The 18,790-nt window shown below is 73.2% G+C and carries 17 protein-coding genes; 14 read left to right on the forward strand and 3 right to left on the reverse strand.

The genetic code is table 11. From position 1 onward, the window contains the following. The first annotated feature begins 6 nt into the window (after positions 1 to 6). From ACWCSU_RS03120 to ACWCSU_RS03140, 5 genes are all read left to right on the forward strand, one after another. Positions 7 to 918 carry a 6-phosphogluconolactonase gene (locus ACWCSU_RS03120; protein WP_357694731.1) on the forward strand — a complete coding sequence of 304 codons (912 nt, stop codon included), beginning with the start codon at positions 7 to 9 and terminating at the stop codon, positions 916 to 918. Further along, positions 915 to 1,844 carry a PfkB family carbohydrate kinase gene (locus tag ACWCSU_RS03125; RefSeq protein ID WP_357694733.1) on the forward strand — a complete coding sequence of 310 codons (930 nt, stop codon included), beginning with the start codon at positions 915 to 917 and terminating at the stop codon, positions 1,842 to 1,844. The genes ACWCSU_RS03120 and ACWCSU_RS03125 overlap by 4 nt, the downstream gene beginning before the upstream one ends. Continuing rightward, the gene (locus ACWCSU_RS03130) at positions 1,841 to 2,566 is read left to right on the forward strand and encodes a GntR family transcriptional regulator (RefSeq protein WP_357694735.1); all 726 of its coding nucleotides are present in this window, start codon (positions 1,841 to 1,843) and stop codon (positions 2,564 to 2,566) included. Before ACWCSU_RS03125 ends, ACWCSU_RS03130 begins: the two co-directional genes overlap by 4 nt. 75 nt (positions 2,567 to 2,641) lie before the next feature. After that, a complete protein-coding gene (locus ACWCSU_RS03135; protein ID WP_449933206.1) occupies positions 2,642 to 3,337 on the forward strand; it encodes a response regulator transcription factor in 696 nt (231 codons plus the stop codon). Positions 3,338 to 3,384: 47 nt separating this feature from the next. Beyond that, a complete protein-coding gene (locus tag ACWCSU_RS03140) occupies positions 3,385 to 4,317 on the forward strand; it encodes an isopenicillin N synthase family oxygenase (RefSeq protein WP_357694739.1) in 933 nt (310 codons plus the stop codon). A 41-nt stretch (positions 4,318 to 4,358) separates the two neighbouring features. On the opposite strand, the gene ACWCSU_RS03145 is transcribed toward ACWCSU_RS03140, so the two are convergent. Next, the gene (locus ACWCSU_RS03145; RefSeq protein WP_449933208.1) at positions 4,359 to 5,081 is read right to left on the reverse strand and encodes an alpha/beta fold hydrolase; all 723 of its coding nucleotides are present in this window, start codon (positions 5,079 to 5,081) and stop codon (positions 4,359 to 4,361) included. A 185-nt stretch (positions 5,082 to 5,266) separates the two neighbouring features. Here ACWCSU_RS03145 and ACWCSU_RS03150 point away from each other — a divergent pair, with 185 nt between their 5' ends. Together ACWCSU_RS03150 and ACWCSU_RS03155 are read left to right on the forward strand one after the other, a co-directional pair. After that, a complete protein-coding gene (locus tag ACWCSU_RS03150; protein WP_449933210.1) occupies positions 5,267 to 6,220 on the forward strand; it encodes an alpha/beta hydrolase in 954 nt (317 codons plus the stop codon). A gap of 11 nt (positions 6,221 to 6,231) precedes the next feature. Further along, positions 6,232 to 6,906 carry a prolyl oligopeptidase family serine peptidase gene (locus tag ACWCSU_RS03155; protein WP_449933212.1) on the forward strand — a complete coding sequence of 225 codons (675 nt, stop codon included), beginning with the start codon at positions 6,232 to 6,234 and terminating at the stop codon, positions 6,904 to 6,906. A gap of 21 nt (positions 6,907 to 6,927) precedes the next feature. On the opposite strand, the gene ACWCSU_RS03160 is transcribed toward ACWCSU_RS03155, so the two are convergent. Beyond that, complete coding sequence (locus ACWCSU_RS03160; protein WP_449933214.1) at positions 6,928 to 9,213, reverse strand: ATP-binding protein; 2,286 nt, start codon at positions 9,211 to 9,213, stop codon at positions 6,928 to 6,930. A 341-nt stretch (positions 9,214 to 9,554) separates the two neighbouring features. On the opposite strand from ACWCSU_RS03160, the gene ACWCSU_RS03165 reads away from it, so the two are divergent. The 4 genes from ACWCSU_RS03165 to ACWCSU_RS03180 all read left to right on the forward strand — a co-directional run bounded on the left by ACWCSU_RS03165 (position 9,555) and on the right by ACWCSU_RS03180 (position 13,972). Further along, the gene (locus tag ACWCSU_RS03165) at positions 9,555 to 9,887 is read left to right on the forward strand and encodes a YciI family protein (RefSeq protein WP_449933724.1); all 333 of its coding nucleotides are present in this window, start codon (positions 9,555 to 9,557) and stop codon (positions 9,885 to 9,887) included. A gap of 33 nt (positions 9,888 to 9,920) precedes the next feature. Further along, positions 9,921 to 11,165 carry an RNA polymerase sigma factor gene (locus ACWCSU_RS03170; protein WP_449933216.1) on the forward strand — a complete coding sequence of 415 codons (1,245 nt, stop codon included), beginning with the start codon at positions 9,921 to 9,923 and terminating at the stop codon, positions 11,163 to 11,165. Between the two features lie 30 nt (positions 11,166 to 11,195). Further along, positions 11,196 to 13,010, forward strand: a complete 1,815-nt coding sequence (locus ACWCSU_RS03175) for a glycoside hydrolase family 15 protein (RefSeq protein ID WP_449933218.1) — start codon at positions 11,196 to 11,198, stop codon at positions 13,008 to 13,010. A gap of 77 nt (positions 13,011 to 13,087) precedes the next feature. Beyond that, positions 13,088 to 13,972, forward strand: coding sequence for an alpha/beta fold hydrolase (locus tag ACWCSU_RS03180; RefSeq protein ID WP_449933220.1), 885 nt, complete (start codon positions 13,088 to 13,090; stop codon positions 13,970 to 13,972). A 12-nt stretch (positions 13,973 to 13,984) separates the two neighbouring features. Here the strand turns inward: ACWCSU_RS03180 and ACWCSU_RS03185 are convergent, their stop codons facing one another. After that, positions 13,985 to 14,560 carry a YbhB/YbcL family Raf kinase inhibitor-like protein gene (locus tag ACWCSU_RS03185; RefSeq protein WP_449933222.1) on the reverse strand — a complete coding sequence of 192 codons (576 nt, stop codon included), beginning with the start codon at positions 14,558 to 14,560 and terminating at the stop codon, positions 13,985 to 13,987. A 267-nt stretch (positions 14,561 to 14,827) separates the two neighbouring features. Here ACWCSU_RS03185 and ACWCSU_RS03190 point away from each other — a divergent pair, with 267 nt between their 5' ends. The 3 genes from ACWCSU_RS03190 to helR all read left to right on the forward strand — a co-directional run bounded on the left by ACWCSU_RS03190 (position 14,828) and on the right by helR (position 18,718). Continuing rightward, complete coding sequence (locus ACWCSU_RS03190) at positions 14,828 to 15,100, forward strand: GlsB/YeaQ/YmgE family stress response membrane protein (RefSeq protein ID WP_357694757.1); 273 nt, start codon at positions 14,828 to 14,830, stop codon at positions 15,098 to 15,100. Positions 15,101 to 15,280: 180 nt separating this feature from the next. Further along, positions 15,281 to 16,270, forward strand: coding sequence for a sporulation protein (locus tag ACWCSU_RS03195; RefSeq protein WP_357694758.1), 990 nt, complete (start codon positions 15,281 to 15,283; stop codon positions 16,268 to 16,270). A gap of 285 nt (positions 16,271 to 16,555) precedes the next feature. Next, positions 16,556 to 18,718: an RNA polymerase recycling motor ATPase HelR gene (gene helR, locus ACWCSU_RS03200; protein WP_449933224.1), complete on the forward strand. Its 2,163-nt coding sequence runs from the start codon at positions 16,556 to 16,558 to the stop codon at positions 18,716 to 18,718. Positions 18,719 to 18,790: the final 72 nt, after the last annotated feature.

Here is an 18,790-nt window from a genome sequence, read left to right on the forward strand (position 1 = left end):
AGTGACGTGACCACCGCCAGCGCGAGGCACCTCGACTACCCCTATCCCCGCACGTCGGCCGAGTTGACCGACGAGCTGTTGTCCATGCCCGCCGAGGACGTGGCGGCCATCGCCCGCCACCCGCTGACCGTCTACCCCGACACGACCGAGCTCTACTACCGGCTGGCCCGCGAGATGGCCGACGAGTTACGCGCCCGCAACATGCGCGGCGAGCCCACCCGCTGGATCCTGCCCGTGGGACCGAAGGCGCAGTACCCGATCCTCGCGCGCATCTGCAACGAGGAGCGCATCAGCTGGGCCGACGTGTTCGCCTTCCACATGGACGAGTTCCTCGACTGGCAGGGCCGGCCGGTGGACCCCTCGCATCCCTTCAGCTTCCGCGGCTACTGCGACCGCAACCTCTACGAGCTCCTCGACCCCGACCTGCGGCCCCACCCCGACAACGTCGTCTTCCCCGACGTGTTCGACCCCGACGCGTTCGGCGAGCGCCTGCGCGGCGCGGGCGGCGCCGACACCTGCTTCGCGGGCTTCGGCTACCGGGGGCACCTGGCCTTCAACGAGCCGCCGTCCACGCGCTGGCACCAGTACACCGCCGAGGAGTTCGCCGCCTCGACCACGCGCGTCGTCCCCCTGCTCGACGACACGATCGTGGCCCACTCCCACCGTGTGACCGGCGGCTACACGCAGGCGATCCCGCGCATGGCGATCACCGTCGGCATGTCGGAGATCCTCTCCGCCCGCCGGCTGCACCTCGTCACCGACGGCGGCGCCTGGAAGCGTTACATCGTCCGGGTCCTCCTGCTCACCACCGAGCCGGACGTGCTGCTCCCGGTCACCTTCGCGCACCGCCACCCCGACGTGCGCGTGACCGTCGACGCCGACAGCATCGCGCCCTGCGCCCTGGGGCTGGGCTCGTGACCGTCGTCGCGATCGGCGCCTACATCGTCGACCTGTACATGTTCGGCGACCACCTGCCGGAGCCGGGCGAGAGCGTCAACGCCGCCGACTACGCCACCGCGCACGGCGGCAAGGCCGCGAACGTGGCCGTGGCCGCCGCGCGGCTGGGCGCACCGGCCCGGTTCGTCGGCTGCCTCGGCGACGACGCCGCCCGGCCGGTGGCGCTGGCCGAGCTGCGCGCCGAGGGCATCGAGGTCGGCGACTGCACCACGGCCGTCGGCGTGGCGACCGGGCGCAGCTTCGTCTACGTCGACTCCGGCGGCAGGCAGATGGTGATGACCTGGCCGGGGGCCGCCGACCTGCTGCCGCCCGCCCAGGCGGCCGCCGTCGCCGCCGGACTGCCCACCGGGTCCGTGCTCGTCCTCCAGGGCGAGATCCCGCTGGAGATCTCCTACGCCGCCGCGACGGCCGCCCCGGCGGGCGTGCGCGTCCTGCTCAATCCCAGCCCGGCGGGCCCGTTCCGCGAAGGGACCGGGAAGGAGCTGCTGGCCCGGGCCGACCTGCTGGTGCTCAACGAGGGCGAGCTGGCCGCCCTGGCCGGGCCGACCCCCGGCGACCTGGACGACCTGCGCGGCCGGACCAGGGGCCGCGCCGTCGTCGTCACCCGCGGCGAGCACGGCGCCGAGATCGCCGACGACGGCGGCACTATGCTGATCGACGTCCCCAGCGTGCGCGTTGTGGACACCACCGGCGCGGGTGACGCCTTCACCGGCGCCCTGGCGGCCGCCCTCTGCGCCGGCGCGGGCCTGGTGCGCGGCGTCCGGCTCGCCTGCCAGGTAGCGACCGTCTCGGTCACGCGCCGGTTCTGTGCCCCCAGCTACCCATCGGCCGCCGAGCTCGGCATCGCCCCGCTCCGCGGTCCGTCCGTGCAGGAGAGACCCGCGTGACACGACGTCATCCCACCCTGGCCATCCAGATCCGTGACCGGCTGCACGCCCTGATCGTCGAACAGGGGTTGCGCCCCGGTGACAGGCTGCCGTCGGAGAACGAGCTCATGACCCTGTTCGACGTCGGGCGCACCAGCATCAGGGAGGCGTTCAAGCTCCTGGAGCAGGAAGGGCTCATCCAGGCCAGGCACGGCGACGGCCGCTACCTCACCACCCAGCCCAGCCTGGACCGGCCGCTGACCCGCCTCGAAGGCGTGACCGAGATGCTGGCCAGCCGGGGGTTCACGGCCGACAACACCGTCCTCGACGTCGTGGCCACCGAGCCGGACCGCCACCAGCGCGAGCTGCTGCAACTCCCGCCCGGCGAGGCCATCGTCCGGCTGGAACGCCTGCGCCGGCACCGGGACGACGCGCTGCTGTACTCGATCGACCTGTTCCCGCGCTCCCTCATCGGCCGCCCCATGGACGAGGTGGACTGGACGGGGTCGCTGTTCCAGCTCCTCACCGAGTACGGCCACACCATCGCCTACGCCGTCGCCCAGGTCAGGGCGGTGACCCTCAGCCACGCCCAGGCCGAGCGCATCGGCACCCCCGAGGACGGCGGCGCCTGGCTGCTGCTGCTCCAGACCCACCACGACAGCGCCGGACGGCCGCTGCTGTATTCGCAGGACTACCACAGGGGCACCGACTTCTCCTTCCATCTGGTGAGACGCCGAGACTGACGAGTCCCCACGACCGAGAGAGCCGCCGCCGCGTACCGACCGACCGCCGTTCGCCGACGCAGAGAGGATCATGCGATGAGTGCCATCACGCTGGAGGCCGGCCAGCCGATCCCGGCCTCCCCTTCCAGCCTCCGTGCGAGGTGCTCCAGGCTGTCCGTCTTCTGGCTCGCCGAGGACGAGGTCTCCTTCTACGGGCTCCCGCCGCTGCTGATGAAGGTGTCGAACGTGGCCGGGGTCGCGGTCGTGCGCAGCTCGGCGGAGGCCAGGCTGCTGCTGGCCGGCGAGGACTTCGACGTGGCGGTGATCCCGCTCGCCGTCCTGGCGGACGTGCTCGGCGGACGCCCCTGCCGGGCCCGTCCGCGCATCCTGGCCATGGTGCGGCAGGGGGAGGAGCTCGCGCCCTGCGTCGCCCAGCGGTACGGCCTGGCCGGTTGCCTGCTGTGGGACGAGATCAATGTCGCGGGCTTGTCGGGCACCTTCGATCGGCTGCTGCGCGGCGACGCGCCCGCCCCGTCCAGAGGCGGCCCCGACCTGCTCGGACGCCTGACCGAACGCGAGCACATGGTCCTGGCGCTGCTGCTGCGCGGCATGAGCAACCACCAGATCGCCCGCGCGATGGGCATCTCCATCCACGGCGTCAAGCGCCACATCTCGAACCTGCTCGTCAAGTTCAACTGCTCCAACCGCACCGAGGTCGCCCTGGTCGCCCAGCGTCTCGGCCTCGACCCCGCCGCCCGCATCCCGAGCCACCTGAGCGGCACCGGCACGTAGCACGTACGACGAACCATCCCGATCGGTCATCGAGAAACGGAGTGACAATGGACGTCCCTCTCATGGAACTCAGCGGCCGCGCTCCCGTCGTCAGGCTGCACGACATCGAGGCGGACATGGCCGCCGCCACCGACGCCATCAGGTCGCAGCTGACCGGATGGGGCTTCATGGCCGCGGAGGTGCCCGGCATCGGCGAGCGCGTCGCGGCCATGATGAACGACTTCGCCGCGGCCTGCCGGGCGACCGGGCCCGCCCTGTCCGACTACGCCTACGACGTCGTCCCGCAGCTCGCCGTCGGCGGCACGCACGGGTTCTTCCCGTACAACTCGGAGATCCCGCGCCTGGCCAACGGCGTGCCCGACCCGAAGGAGTTCATCCACGTCAGCGGCGCCATGATCGGCGACCAGCCGCCCGGGGCGGGTGACGTGCTGCGGGCCTTCCCGGCGTTCGGCACCCGCGCCGCCGAGGTGTTCGACATCGCCTTCCGGCTGATCTCGCTCTTCGGCGAGGTCGTCCGGGGGATGATGCCGCCGGGCACGCCCGAGCTGGACCTGTCGCACGACGCGACGAACCTGCGGGTGATCCACTACCGGGACGTGGGCGACCGCCAGGTGCTGGCCCACGAGCACTCCGGCATCCAGATGCTCGGCCTCCAGCTTCCCCCGTCCGACCAGGGCCTGCAGTACGTGCTGCACGACGGCACCTGGGTCGAGCCGGTGATCGCCGGGACCGACGTCGTGCTCTGCAACATCGGCCGGATGCTCACCAGCGCCTCCGACGGGCGGTTCCGGCCGTCCACGCACCGGGTGCACACCAGGCCGATGCCCGCCGGCTACGAGCGCCTGTCGTCGGTGCTCTTCGCCTACCCGCAGCACAAGGCCCGCCAGTGGAAGATGGTGGACGGCGAGCTGATGACGCTGAACTCCACCTGGGGCGACTTCATCGAGAGCCGCTTCCAGGGCCTCGGCAAGCAGTCCTGACCACCCGGCCTCCACCCGCCTCCTGGCGGCCTTGGCTGCCGTCAGGAGGTGGCGCGGACGGCCGCGCGGATCACGTCGGCGACCTCCTTCGGCCGGGACACCGCGACCGCGTGCGAGGCGCCCGCGACCTCGACGGCGGTCGCGCCGGCCCGCTCGGCGCCGAACCGCTGCACGTCGGGGTTGATGGCCTGGTCGGCGTCCGCGACGACGGCCCACGACGGCTTGGCCCGCCAGGCCGTCGTGGCCGCCGGCTCGGTGAACGCCCCGGCCGCCAGCGGCCGCTGCGCCACCGCCAGGACGCGGGTGACGTCGGCGGGCACGTCCGCGGCGAAGACCTCGGGGAAGGCGTCGGCGGCGATGGTGAGCTCCACGGCGGTGCCGCCGCCGGCCAGCGGGTAGGACGCCTGCCGCAGGCTCGCGCCGAGCGGCGGCTCGGGGAAGCGTCCCTGGAGCTCGGCCAGGCTCTCGCCCTCCTCCAGGACGTACGCGGCGACGTAGACGAGGCCGACGACGTTGTCCGCCGTGCCGGCCACGGTGATGATCGCGCCGCCGTAGGAGTGGCCGACCAGCACGACCGGGCCCTCGATCTGGGCCGCCACGGAGGCGACGTAGGCGGCGTCGGAGGCCAGGCCGCGCAGCGGGTTGGGCGGCGCGACCACGGGGATGCCGTCCCGCTGGAGCTCGGCGATGACGCCGGTCCAGCTCGCCGCGTCGGCGAACGCGCCGTGCACGAGGACGACCGTCGGGGTGATGCTCTCCGTCATGGGAAGGGCTCCTTCTCTGGGCAAAGGGGACCGGTCGGCCCCGGTAGCGATCCAACAGCCCGGCCGCTCGCGCGCACGAGGCGGAAACGTACTTCTGCCTGTGGTTCCGCCTCGTCTTTCCCCGGGACGGTCGCTTTGATGGATGACGGCCCCCCTGCTTCCCGCCCCTTCTTCCTGGAGTGATCATGATCAAGCCTGTCCTGGAACCCGCCGCCCAGGCGTTCGCCGAGGCCACCGCCGAGCCGCCGTACCTGTTCCAGCTCCCGCCGGAGAAGGGCCGCAAGGCCGTGAACGAGGTCCAGTCCGGCCCGGTCGAGCTGCCCGCCGTGGACGAGGAGTGGGTGACGGTCCCCGGCGGCCCCACCGGCGAGGTCAGGGCCCGCATCGTGCGGCCCGCCGGCAGCACCACCGACCTTCCCGTGATCATCTACATCCACGGCGCGGGCTGGGTCTTCGGCAACGCCCACACCCACGACCGGCTGGTCCGCGAGCTGGCGACCGGCGCCGGCGCCGCCGTGGTCTTCCCCGAGTACGACCTGTCGCCCGAGCACCGCTACCCGGTCGCCATCGAGCAGAACTGGACGGTCGCCCGCTGGATCGTCACCGACGGCGCCTCCAAGGGCCTGGACGCCACGCGCCTGGCGGTGGCCGGCGACTCCGTCGGCGGCAACATGACCGCCGCGCTGACCATCATGGCCAAGCAGCGCGGCGGGCTGTCGCTGCGCGGGCAGGTGCTCTTCTACCCGGTGACCGACGCCTCCTTCGACACCGGCTCCTACCGGCAGTTCGCCGAGGGCTACTTCCTGCGCCGCGACGGCATGCAGTGGTTCTGGGACCAGTACACGACCTCGGCCGCCGAGCGCGCCGAGATCACCGCGTCCCCCCTGCGGGCCACCGTCGAGGAGCTGACCGGCCTGCCGCCGGCGCTGGTCATCACCGGCGAGGCGGACGTGCTGCGGGACGAGGGCGAGGCGTACGCCGCCAAGCTGCGCGAGGCCGGGGTGCCCGTGACCGCCGTGCGTTACCAGGGCATCATCCACGACTTCGTCATGCTCAACGCGCTGCGCGGCACGTACGCGGCCGAGTCGGCGATCGAGCTGGCCGTGGGCACGCTGCGCCGGGCCCTGCACGAGAGCTGACCCGCCGCGCCATGTCCTCCGCCTACGACCTCGACCAGGTACACCACGCCAACGCCACCGGCCGGGTCCCGGTCGTCTTCGTGCACGACCCGTGGCTGCTGGCCGAGAGCTGGGAGCCCTGGGCCGAGGTGTTCGGACAGGCGGGGTTCGTCCCCGTGATCCCGGCCTGGCCGGCGGACGGCGAGGCGGCGGGGCACTTCGCGGGGCTGGTCCGCGGGCTGACCCGCCGGCCCGCCGTCGTCGGCCACGCCGCCGGCGGCCTGGTCGCGCAGATCCTCGCCGGACGCGGGCTGGCCTGCGCCTGCGTGGCGATCAGCCCGGCGCCGTTCCGCGGGACGCTCACGTACGGGCGGTTCCGGCACGCCGTGGCCAACGCCGTCGGGGAGGAGGAGGCCAGGCGGCTGTACGAGACGTACGCCGTCCCGGCGGGGGAGGCGGCAGACCCGTGGAGCCTCGACGGCACGGCGCCGGACCGGGGGCCGCTGCTGCTGATCACCGGCGAGATGGACCGCAGGGTTCCGTGGGCCGCCGCGCACGCCTCCTACCTGCGCCAGGCGCGCAATCGGCACCACCTGACCGAGATCGTCGAGCTGCCGGGGCGCGGGCACTCGATGACCGTGGACAGCGGCTGGCGCGAGGTCTGCGGCACCGCCCTGACCTTCGTCGAACGCTTCGTGGAGCCCTGACCTGCGCGCGCCCGGCCTGGTTCAGCCGGTGGCCCCCGGGGTCGCGACCGGGCTGAGCCGGGCGAGCTCGGCGGCCACGCGGGCGGCGCGGACGGTGTCGGCGGAGGCTTCGTACAGCTCCTGGGCCTCCTGGAACGCCTCGCGGGCCTCCTCCAGCCGTCCCAGCTCGACCAGCGCCCGGCCCAGGTTCGTCAGCGTATGGGCCGTGGCCCGGTTGATCGGACGCTTGCGCAGCTCGACCAGCGCCTCGCGATAGTGGTCGGCGGCCTCCTGCCAGCGGCCGAGCGCGAAGTAGCCGTCGCTCAGCAGGTCCAGCGCCGCGCCGACGGCGTGGGCGACGATGACCGGCGTGCCGCCGAACGCCGGGTCGCGCAGCCGTTCCAGCACCTCCAGCCCGTGCCGTACGGCCTCCTCGATGCGGCCGAGCCTGCGCAGGCCGTTCCCGACGCTGAGCACGGCCTGGGCGTACCCTTCCGGGTCGCCGGCCAGGCGGAAGCACTCCGCCGCCCGCCGCGCGTGCTCCAGGCCGGTCTCCAGGGCGGGCCGGTCGTCGCGACCCCACAGCGCCCAGGTGGCGTAGGTCAGTGCCCAGCCCTGCTGGCGCACGTCGCCGACCTCGCGGGCCAGCTCCAGCGCGCGCAGCGCGGTGCGCTCGCCCTCGGCGTACCGGCCCTGGCAGTACGTCCGCGCCCAGGACAGGTAGTTGAGGTGCACCGCCTCCTGCGCGCGGTCGCCCGTCGCGCGGGCGGCCGCGGACGACAGCTCGAACACCTCGGGCCAGTGTCCCCAGTGCATCCACAGGTCGGAGAACCAGTGCATGGCCTCGGCCACCTCGACGACCCGCGCGTGCTCGCCGACGCGGGCCGCCTGCCGCAGCGCCGCCAGCCATGCCGTGCCCTCGGCCTGGAGCCATTCCTGCGCCTGCCGGGCGCTGTCCAGCTCGATCAGCGAGCTCCAGCCGGGCGGCGGCGCGCCGTAGTCCGGCTCGAACCAGCGTCCGGCGACGGTTGCCACCTCCAGCAGCCAGTCGTCCATCCGCCGCCGCGCCTGCCGCTGAGCCGACATGGACTCCTCCTCGGACAGCCGGGCGCGGGCGAACAGCCGTACGAGATCGTGGAAGCGGTAGCGGCCGGGATACGGCGACTGCAGCAGCCCCAGGTCGACCAGCTCCTCCAGGGCGTCCTCGGCGTCGTCCGGGCCGAGCTCGGCGAGGACCGCCGTCATCGGCACCCCGAAGTCCGGCGCGGCGGCCAGCGCCAGACGGCGGAAGGCGCGCCGCGCGGGCGCCGAGAGCTGCCGGTACGACAGCGCGAAGGCCGCCGCCACCGACAGGTCGCCGGCGGCCAGCGACTCCACCCGGCGTCCCTCGTCGCCGAGGCGGGCAGCCAGATTCCCGGGGGTCCAGCCGGGCCTGCTCTGCAGCCGGTTGCCGGCGATGCGCAGCGCCAGCGGCAGGTTCCCGCACAGGTCGGCCACCAGTGCCACCCCGTCCGGGTCGGCCTCGGCACGCTCGGCGCCGACGATCGCGCGCAGCAGCGCGGCCGACTCCCCGGCGGCCAGATGCGCCAGCGGCAGCTGGTGGACGCCTTCGAGCCCGGCCAGCGGGCGGCGGCTGGTCACCAGCGTCATCGCCGGGCCCTCCGCGGGCAGCAACGGGCGCACCTGGGCCTCGTGGGCGGCGTTGTCCAGGATGACCAGGCAGCGCCGTTCGCGCAGCAGGGCGCGGTAGTGGCCGGCGCGGTCCTCCTCGTCGGCCGGGATGCGTCGCTCGGCCACGCCCAGGGCGTTGAGCAGCCTGGACAGCGCCGTGCCCGGGTCCAGCGGGACCGGGTCCATGCCGCGCAGGTCCAGGTAGAAGCGGCCGTCGGGGAACAGGTCGGCCAGGTGCGCGGCGGCGCGTACGGCCAGCGCGGTCTTGCCGATGCCGGCGGTCCCCGAGACGGCGGCGACGACGGCGGGCGCGTCCTCGGCCGTCCGGGCGGCCAGGTCGCGCAGCAGGTCCAGCTCCCGTTCCCGGCCGGTGAAGTCGCCCACGCCGCGGGGCGGCTCGCAGGCGCCCGGCGCGGCGGCCTCCTGGCGGGGACGGCCGGCGCGGGCGGCGTCCGACAGCGCCGTCCGCCGCGGCTCGTCCAGCCGCAGCGCCTCGGCCAGGGCCTCGACGGTGCGCCGCTGGGGGCCCCGGCTGGCGCCGCGCTCCATGTCGCCGATGGCCCGCACGCTGACGCCGGAGGCGTGGGAGAGCTCCTCGATGGTCAGCCCGGCGGCGTGTCTCAGGCTCCTCAGCATCGTGCCGAACGATTCCGCCACCCGTCCCCCTCATGCTGGTGAGCGGCGAAATCCCCCGAAGCGCCGCATACCCACCTTATCTGCCGGAAAATGGGGTGAGGTGCTGGTCGCTCGCCCCGATGGTGGACGAGCCCCACCAGCCCCGGCACCTCACCGCGCTCCACGAACCCGCCCAGCACACCCCGCAGCCGCTGTTCCAGTACGCTCATCGGTCCTCCTGAAGTGACGTGTCCCGGCAATGACCGGCCGCCGTCGGAAAACTCATCGCCGCGACATGTCCATCCGGGCGGGTCCCGTTCGTGGTGATGGCGTACGGCGGCCCCGCCGTACGCCGACCGCGGAAAGGGAACACCGTGAAGTACATGCTGCTGATCAACTCCTGCACCTCCGACGAGCAGGAGCCGGGCGACTTCCAGGAGTGGGTGGCCTACGACAAGTCCGTCCGGGAGGCGGGCGTCCTGGTCTCCGGCGAGTCGCTGGCCGACCTGGTGACCGCCACCACCGTCCGGGTGAGCGGCGACGGCACGCCCACCGTGACCGACGGCCCGTACGCCGAGACGCACGAGGTCCTGGGCGGCTTCTACGTGATCGACGTGCCCGACCTCGACGCCGCCCTCGACTGGGCCGTCCGCTGCCCGGGGGCGCGCGGCGGCGGCTCGGTGGTGGTGCGCCCGGTCGCCGACTTCGACGCGTGAGTTCTCCGGTGCGTGAGCGCTTCGGGGTCTCCGGTGCGTGAGATCGAGGACGTCTTCCGTGAGGAGCGCGGCCGGTTGCTGGCCGCGCTCGTCCGCCGCTTCGGCGACCTCGACCTGGCCGAGGAGGTCACCTCCGACGCCGTCGAGGCGGCGCTGAGACACTGGCCGGCCGAGGGCGTGCCGCCCAATCCGGGCGCGTGGCTGATGACCACGGCCCGGCGCAGGGCGGTCGACCGGCTCAGGCGCGAGCAGGCGCTCGCCACCCGGCTGGCCGTCCTGGCGGCCGAGGCCGAGCGGGCCGGCCCCGAGGCCCCCGCAGGCGAGGACGGCGGCCTGCCCGACGAACGCCTGCGGCTCTTCTTCACCTGCGCCCACCCCGCGCTGCCCGCCGAGGACCGGGGCGCGCTGACGTTGCGCTGCCTGGCCGGCCTGACCACCCCCGAGGTGGCGCGGGCCTACCTGGTGCCGGCCCAGACGATGGCCAAGCGCATCGTCCGGGCCAAGAAGAAGATCCGGGAGGCGCGCGTCCCGTTCCGCGTGCCCGACGCCGACGAGCTGCCGGAACGGGTTCCCGGCGTGCTCCAGGTCATCTACTCGATCTTCACCGAGGGCTACGCGGCCAGCTCGGGCCCCCACCTCCAGCGGCTCGACCTGGCCGAGGAGGCGATCAGGCTGGCCCGGATCCTGCGCCGGCTGCTGCCCGCCGAGCGGGAGGTCGCCGGGCTGCTGGCGTTGCTGCTGCTGGTGCACGCGCGGCGCGAGGCCCGTACCGGGCCTGGGGGCGAGCCGGTGCTGCTCGCCGAGCAGGACCGCGGCCTCTGGGACCGGGCCATGATCGAGGAGGGGGCGGCGCTGGTGGTGACCGCGCTCAGCGGCGGCCCGCCGGGCCCGTACGCCGTCCAGGCCGCGATCGCGGCGCTCCACGACGAGGCCCCCGACCTGGCCACGACCGACTGGCCGCAGATCGTGGCCCTGTACGACGTGCTGCTCGCGCTCGACCCCTCCCCGGTGGTGGCGCTGAACCGGGCTGTCGCCGTGGCCATGCGCGACGGGCCCGAGGCCGGGCTGGCACTGCTGGAGGAGCTCGCGGGGGAGCGGCGGCTGCGCGACTACCACCCCTACCTGGTGGCCCGCGCCGACCTGCTGCACCGGCTCGGCCGCCTGCCCGAGGCCGCCGAGGCGTACCGGACGGCGCTGCGGGCGGCCACCAGCGAGCCCGGACGCGCCTACCTGCGCCGCCGCCTGGCCGCGGCGGAGGAAGCCGTGCCCGAGGTTTGAGTACCGCCCTGACCTGGGAGAACTGCTGCGATGGGTGGAGCAGACGGTGACCGCTACCTGCCGATCGCCGAGCACGGCCTCATCGGCGATCTGCGCAGCGTGGCCCTCGTCGGCACCAACGGGACCATCGACTGGTACTGCTGCCCGGCCTTCGACTCGCCCAGCGTCTTCGCCGCGATCCTCGACGCCGACCGGGGCGGGGCGTTCGAGCTGGCCACCGACGTGCCGGCGCGGACCAAGCAGTTCTACTTCCCTGACACCAACGTGCTCATCACCCGCTTCTTCACCGAGAGCGGAGTGGGCGAGATCCAGGACTTCATGCCGATCATCGGCGAGCCGGGCGGCCGCGGACGGCAGCGGCTGATCCGGCGGGTGCTCTGCGTGCGCGGCTCGCTGCCCTTCCACGCGCGGGTGGCCCCCCGCTTCGGCTACGGCGCCGACCCGCACACCGTCCGCGAGGCCGACGGCCTGACCGTCTTCGAGTCGGCCCACCTGACGCTCGCGCTGAGCGCCACCGTGCCGGTCGAGTCCGACGGCCGCGACGTGTGGGCGGCCTTCACCCTCGCGGAGGGCGAGTCGGAGGTGTTCGCGCTCGACCGGGTCGAGGCCGAGGTCCCGCCGCTCGGGTGCCCGCACGTCGAGGCGGAGGAGCAACTGACCGCCACGGTGACGTTCTGGCGCAAATGGCTGTCGGCCTCCCGCTACCGGGGCAGGTGGCGGGAGATGGTCCACCGCTCGGCGCTGACGCTCAAGCTGCTGACGTACGCGCCGACCGGCGCCATCGTCGCCGCGCCGACGACCAGCCTGCCCGAGCTGATCGGCGGCGAGCGCAACTGGGACTACCGCTACCTCTGGATCCGCGACGCCGCCTTCTGCGTCTACGCCCTGCTCCGGCTCGGCTTCACCGGCGAGGCGGAGGCGTTCATGTCGTTCCTGACCCGGTACGTCAGCCTGCGCGGCGCCGGACCCAACGGCCCCCTCCAGATCATGTACGGCATCGACGGCCGCACCGACCTGCCCGAACGGCAGCTCGATCACCTGGAGGGCTACCGCGGCTCGGCCCCCGTACGCGTCGGAAACGCCGCCGCCGACCAGCTCCAGCTCGACATCTACGGCGCCCTCCTCGACTCCGTCTACCTCTACGACAAATGGGGCAAGCCCATCTCCAGCGACCACTGGAACGCCGTCTGCGCCCTGGTCGACTGGGTCTGCGACAACTGGGACCAGCCCGACGAGGGCGTCTGGGAGACCAGGGGCGGGCGCAAGAAGTTCCTGTACTCCCGGCTGATGTGCTGGGTCGCCATCGAACGCGCCATGCGCATGGCCGCCCACCGGGGACTGCCCGCCGACATCCCCCACTGGCGCGCGGCCCGCGACGACCTCTACCGGCAGATCATGGCCCACGGCTGGTCCGACGTGCGGCAGGCGTTCGTCCAGCACGAGGACGACGACGTGCTCGACGCGGCGCTGCTGATGATGCCGCTGGCCAAGTTCGTCTCGCCCACCGACCCGAAATGGCTGTCCACCCTCGACGCGCTCACCGCCGACCTGGTGTCCGACTCGCTGGTCTACCGCTACGACCCCGACGCCAGCCCCGACGGCCTGCGCGGCCAGGAGGGCACGTTCTCCATCTGCTCCTTCTGGTACGTCGAGGCGCTGGTCCGCGCCGGCCGGGTGGAGGAGGCCCGCCTGGCCTTCGAGAAGATGCTGACCTACGCCAACCACCTCGGCCTGTACGCCGAGGAGATCGGCCGTACGGGCGAGCAGCAGGGCAACTTCCCGCAGGCGTTCACCCACCTGGCCCTGATCAGCGCCGCCTTCAACCTCGACCGCGCCCTCGGCTGACCTGCCAGCGTCCTGACAGCCGGGTACCAGTGCGGGCGGCCATGCTGCTGTCTCCACCGACGTGAAGGCAGGACGGGATGGGCGGCAGGATGGCGACGCAGTGGCAGCCGGCGGAAGTGACCTCGCGGGACGGGACGACGATCGCCCTGCTCAGCGCCGGGCGAGGCCCCGGGCTGCTGGTGATCCCCGGGAACAACCGGCGCGCCCACCACTACGGGGCCCTGGCGCGGGAGCTGTCCGGCGCACACAGCGTGCACGTGATCGAACGGCGCGGACGCGGCTCCAGCGGCCCGCAGGGCCCGGCCTACAGCGTGGAGACGGAGGTCGACGACGCCCTCGCCGTCATGAACCACACGGGTGCGCGCCTGGTCTTCGGGCACAGCTACGGCGGCCTCGTCGCCCTGCACCTCGGGCTGCGCCGGCGGGTGGACGCGCTCATGGTCCACGAACCCGGCGTGAGCATCGACGGTTCCTTCCCCGCCCACTGGGTGCCGGCGTTCAACCGCCTGCTGGAGGAGGGCAGGCGCACGGCGGCGATGGCGGCCTTCCTCAAGGGCACCCGCCTGACCCCCGTCGGCGACGCCCCGGCGCCGGTGTTCCACGCGCTGGCGTTCCTGCTGCTGCGCGGGCCCGAAGGGCGGGACGCGCGGGCGATGATGGCGACGACCCCGGCCGAGATCGGCGAGATCCTCCGGCTGGACTCCGACGGCGCCAGGTACACGGGCGTCGACTCCCCGACGCTGCTGCTCGGCGGCGGCAGGTCCCCCGGCTACCTCACCGGCGTGCTCGCCCGCCTGGCCCACGTCATGCCCGACGCCTGCCACGAGATCGTCGCCGGGCTCGACCACAACGCCCCCGACCTGAACGCCCCGGACGTCGTCGCCGAACGGATCCTGACCTTCGTGCGGTCCCGTCCCGCCCGCGGACACGAGCCGCCGGCGGGACGGATGACCTCCGCCTGATCCCCGAGGGGGTCAGGACTCGCCGGACAGCACGGCCGTCCCCAGGGACGCGCCGGAGATCACCCTCGCCGCGGTCGTCGTGGACGAGGAGGACGTCAGTTCCGACAGCACGGCCCGGTCGAGGGCGTGCACGGTGAACTGGTAGGTGTTGACCGACCAGGGCGAGCACGGCCCCTGGTAGCCGTACAGGCTCGCGCTGCCGCGGTAGTAGACCTGCCGGGCTCCGGCGGGGGTCGCCGGCCGGTAGGCGTGCTCGACGTTCTGCGGCAGCGAGGTCACGCCCGCCGGGATGTCGTAGATCACCCAGTGGATGAGGTTGTTGTTGTCGAGGTCTCTCATGACCAGGGCGTAGCCGCGGGTCCCGGCCGGGCCGCCGTTCCAGGTCAGGGGCGGGGACTCGTTGCGGCGGCCGGGGTCGGTCTGGCCGCCGCTGGTGCACTCGTGCACCTTCGGGATGAGGCCGCCCTCGGTGAAGGCGGCGCTGGTCAGGGTGAAGGCGGTGGCGGACGCCGGTGAGGCCGCGGTCGCGGCGGTCGCCGCGGTCGTCACGGCGAGCAGGGCGTGCAGCACGATTCGTCTGACGGTCACAAAGGGCTCCTGAGGGGGTTCGGTGCGCCGTTCGTTCGCGTCTGCTGTTCGTGGGGTGTGCCCGCAGTGTAGGCATCGGCGGCCCGTCCCGCCACCACCGTGAACGGCACAAACCCGTCGATCCTGTCCGCCATGAACCGATATCAGGCTGAGCCATCCGGTTTCTTTGAGATGAGGCAGGGAAGCAATGGCGCTGTCAGGCCGGGGGCCGCTCCTCCCCCCACGAGGGGCGGCGACACCCGGCGCGGCAGAACGGGAGCGTGCAGCGTGGAAGTCACCGGCATCATCTCCGCCCTCATCATCGGGCTTGTCATCGGCGTCCTCGGCCGGCTGGTCGTGCCGGGCCGTCAGAGCATTCCCATCTGGCTCACCATCGTGATCGGCATCGTCGCGGCCCTCATCGGCACCGCGGTCGCCGCCGCGGTCGGCGTCGCGGACACCCGCGGCATCGACTGGATCGAACTGGTCATCCAAGTGGTGCTCGCCGGTCTGGGGGTGGCCCTGGCGGCGGGCCTCTACGGCAGACGCGGCGTCAGGTAGACCGGGACACGTCGGGATCCCGGAGGGCGGCACACGCGCCGCGCTCCGGGATCCCGCCGTTCCCGCCCCTTCGCCGACGCCCCGGCATGCGTTTTCGCTATGTCCGGAACCGGGGCACGCCGGAGATCGTTGTGCGGGTCGGCTGCACACATTTCGATCTTCGACAGGGAGAACAAAGCCGTGGTCTTCAAACGCATGCTGGGTGCCTTCGGCGTCGGCGCGCCCTCCGTGGACACCGTCCTGGCGACCCCGCGCGTCCAGCCGGGCGGCACGCTGTCGGGCGAGGTACGGCTCAAGGGCGGCGACTTCGACGCCGAGATCGAGCACGTCACCCTCGGCCTGGTCGCCCGCGTGGAGTTCGAGCACGGCGACGGCGAGCACGCGGGGGCGGGGGAGTTCTCCCGCGTCCAGGTGTCCGGCCCGTTCGTGCTGCGCCAGGGCGAGGAGCGCACGATCCCCTTCGAGATCGGCGTGCCGTGGGAGGCGCCGATCAGCCGGATCGGCGGGCAGCCGCTGCACGGCATGGCGCTGGGCGTGCGCACCGAGCTCGCCATCGCCAAGGCGGTCGACAAGGGCGACCTCGACGAGGTCGCGGTCGAGCCGCTGCCCTCCCAGCTGCGCATCCTGGAGGCACTGCTGCAGCTCGGCTTCGCGTTCAAGTCCGCCGACCTGGAGGCCGGCCACCTGTACGGCGTGCACCAGACGCTGCCGTTCTACCAGGAGATCGAGTTCTACCCGGCCGGCCGGTACGCCGGCGTGCTCGGCGAGCTCGAAGTGACCTTCGTGGCCGACCCGTCGGGGCTGGAGGTGGTCCTGGAGGCCGACAAGCGCGCCGGCCGCTACTCCGGCGACGCGATCGGCCGCTTCACCGTCAGCCACGCCGACGCCCTGCGCACCGACTGGCCCGGCGAGCTCGACCGCTGGCTGTCCGGCCTGGCCTCCCACGCCCACTCGTCCTTCGGGCACGGCGACCACCACGGCTACGGCGACCATCACGGTCACGGCGACCACCACGGTTACGGCCACCACGAGGAGCACCGCGGCGGGCCGGGCTGGGGCACGGTGGCCGCGGCCGGCGCCGCCGGCGTGGTCGGCGGACTGGTGGCGGGCGAGATCGTCGAGGAGATCTTCGAGGGCGACGAGGACGAGGGCGGCGACGGCGACTGGTGATCCCGCGCCGGTGATCCGCCCGTCAGGGGCGGGTCACCGGCTTCCGCCGGTCACGCATCCTGGTGGACGCCCCACGCGTCGAGGCTCTGAGCCGTGCGTCGCCTTGTGGGGGATTGCTCCTGCATTGCGGAGCGGAAGTTGGAGAAAGGAGCTTCTACTCCTTTCCACTCTCAACGTATAGCGCACCCGGGGGCTTGCGGCAAGACCCCCGTCGTGGCGCAGAATCGTCCGCCGAGGCCAGAAGCCTTGCCATGCGAAGACCGACCTCGTTGCGGAGCCACAGATATGAATCCCCTGACCACCAGCGTGTTCGACCTGCCCGGCAACCTCGCCGCCAAGGCCGACCCGGCGCTGATCGCCGTCGACGAGCGGCACTTCGCGGCGCTCGCCGAGACCCTGGAGCAGTCGATCGCCGACCTGTCCGCCCGCCTCGACGCCGAACGCAAGAACCCCGGCGGCAAGGGCCGCCAGGCGCTCGACCGGGACCTGGAGATCCACCGGCTGGCCGCCCGCCTGCGTACGCTGCGCCGCTTCGGCCTGGACCTGTGCCTCGGCCACATGGTCACCCCCGACCACCCCGAACCGGTGTACGTCGGACGCCTCGGCCTCACCGACCGCGACGGACGCCGCCTGCTGCTCGACTGGCGTTCGCCCGCGGCCGAGCCGTTCTTCGGCGCCACCCACGCCAACCCCATGGGCCTGACCAGCCGCCGCAGATACCGCTGGACCCGCGGCCGGATCAGCGACTACTGGGACGAGGTGTTCACCGCCGACGGCTTCGAGGGCCACGCCGCCCTCGACGACCAGTCGGCCTTCATCGCCAGCCTGGGCGGCAACCGTTCGCCCAGGATGCGGGACGTGCTCGGCACCATCCAGGCCGACCAGGACGCCATCATCCGGGCCGGCTCCCGCGGCGCCCTCGTCGTGGACGGCGGCCCCGGCACGGGCAAGACCGTCGTCGCCCTCCACCGCTCGGCCTACCTGCTCTACTCCGACCCCCGGCTCGGCCATTCCCGGGGCGGCGTGCTGTTCGTCGGCCCGCACCAGCCCTACCTGGCCTACGTCGCCGACGTCCTGCCCAGCCTGGGGGAGGAGGGCGTGCGGACCTGCACCTTGCGGGACCTCGTGCCCGAGGGGGCGGCGGCGGCCCCCGAGCGGGACCTGGAGGTGGCCCGGCTGAAGGCGTCCGCGGACCTGGTGAAGGCGATCGAGCCGGCCGTCAGGTTCTACGAGAACCCGCCCGCCAAGGGTATGACGGTCACCACGCACTGGGCCGACGTCCGGCTGAGCGCCGAGGACTGGGCCGAGGCGTTCGAGGCCGCCGAACCCGGCACGCCGCACAACGAGGCGCGTGACCAGATCTGGGAGGAACTGCTCACGATCCTCATCGACAAGCACGACCTGTCCGACGAGGTCTCACCGGACCTGCTGCGCAGGTCGCTGCGGGCGAACCGGGAGCTGCTCGCCGCCTTCAACCGCGCCTGGCCGCTGATCGAGCCCACCGACCTCGTCGGCGACCTGTGGACGGTCCCCGCCTACCTGCGGCTGTGCGCCCCCTGGCTCGGCCCGGACGAGATCCGCCGGCTCCAGCGCGCCGACGCCCAGTCCTGGACCGTCTCCGACCTGCCCCTCCTGGACGCGGCCCGCCAGCGCCTCGGCGACCCGGAGGCGTCCCGCCGCATGCGCAGGCAGGAGGCCGCCCTCGCCGTGCAGCGCGAGCGCATGGCCCAGGTCGTGGACAACCTGATCGAGGCCGACGACGACGGCGAGGGCCTGGTGACGCAGCTGCGCCGGGCGGACCTCCAGCGGAACCTGGTGGACGAGTCCGAGCTGCCCACGGTGGAGCCGGACCTGCTCGCCGGGCCGTTCGCGCACATCGTCGTGGACGAGGCCCAGGAGCTGACCGACGCCGAATGGCAGATGTTGCTGCTGCGCTGCCCGTCCAGGAGTTTCACCATCGTCGGGGACCGCGCCCAGGCCAGGCACGGGTTCACCGAGTCGTGGGAGGAACGGCTCGGCCGGGTCGGCATCGACCGCGTCGAACTGGCCACCCTGAGCGTCAACTACCGGACCCCGGCGGAGATCATGGCCGAGGCCGAGCCGGTCATCCGGGCCGCGCTCCCGGACGCCAACGTGCCGAGCTCCATCCGGGAGAGCGGCGTCCCCGTCACGCGCGGGCCGGTCGCGGAGCTGGCGGCGATCCTCGACGCCTGGCTGGCCGCGAACGCCGAGGGGATCGCGTGCGTGATCGGGGACCCGGGCTTCCGGGAGCGGCCCCGGGTCCGGTCGCTGACGCCGGAGCTGTCGAAGGGGCTGGAGTTCGACCTGGTCGTCCTGGTCGATCCGGAGAGGTTCGGCGGGGGCGTCGAGGGCGTCGAAGGGGCGGTCGACCGTTATGTCGCGATGACCCGGGCGACCCGCCAACTCGTCATCCTCACCACCTCCTGACGCGCCCCCGCCCCTGTCCAGCCCCGCGCCTCGGCGCCGGGACCCGCCGCCGCGCTCTACGCCCGCGCTCTG

The sequence above is a fragment of the Nonomuraea sp. NPDC001699 genome (assembly GCF_053596455.1).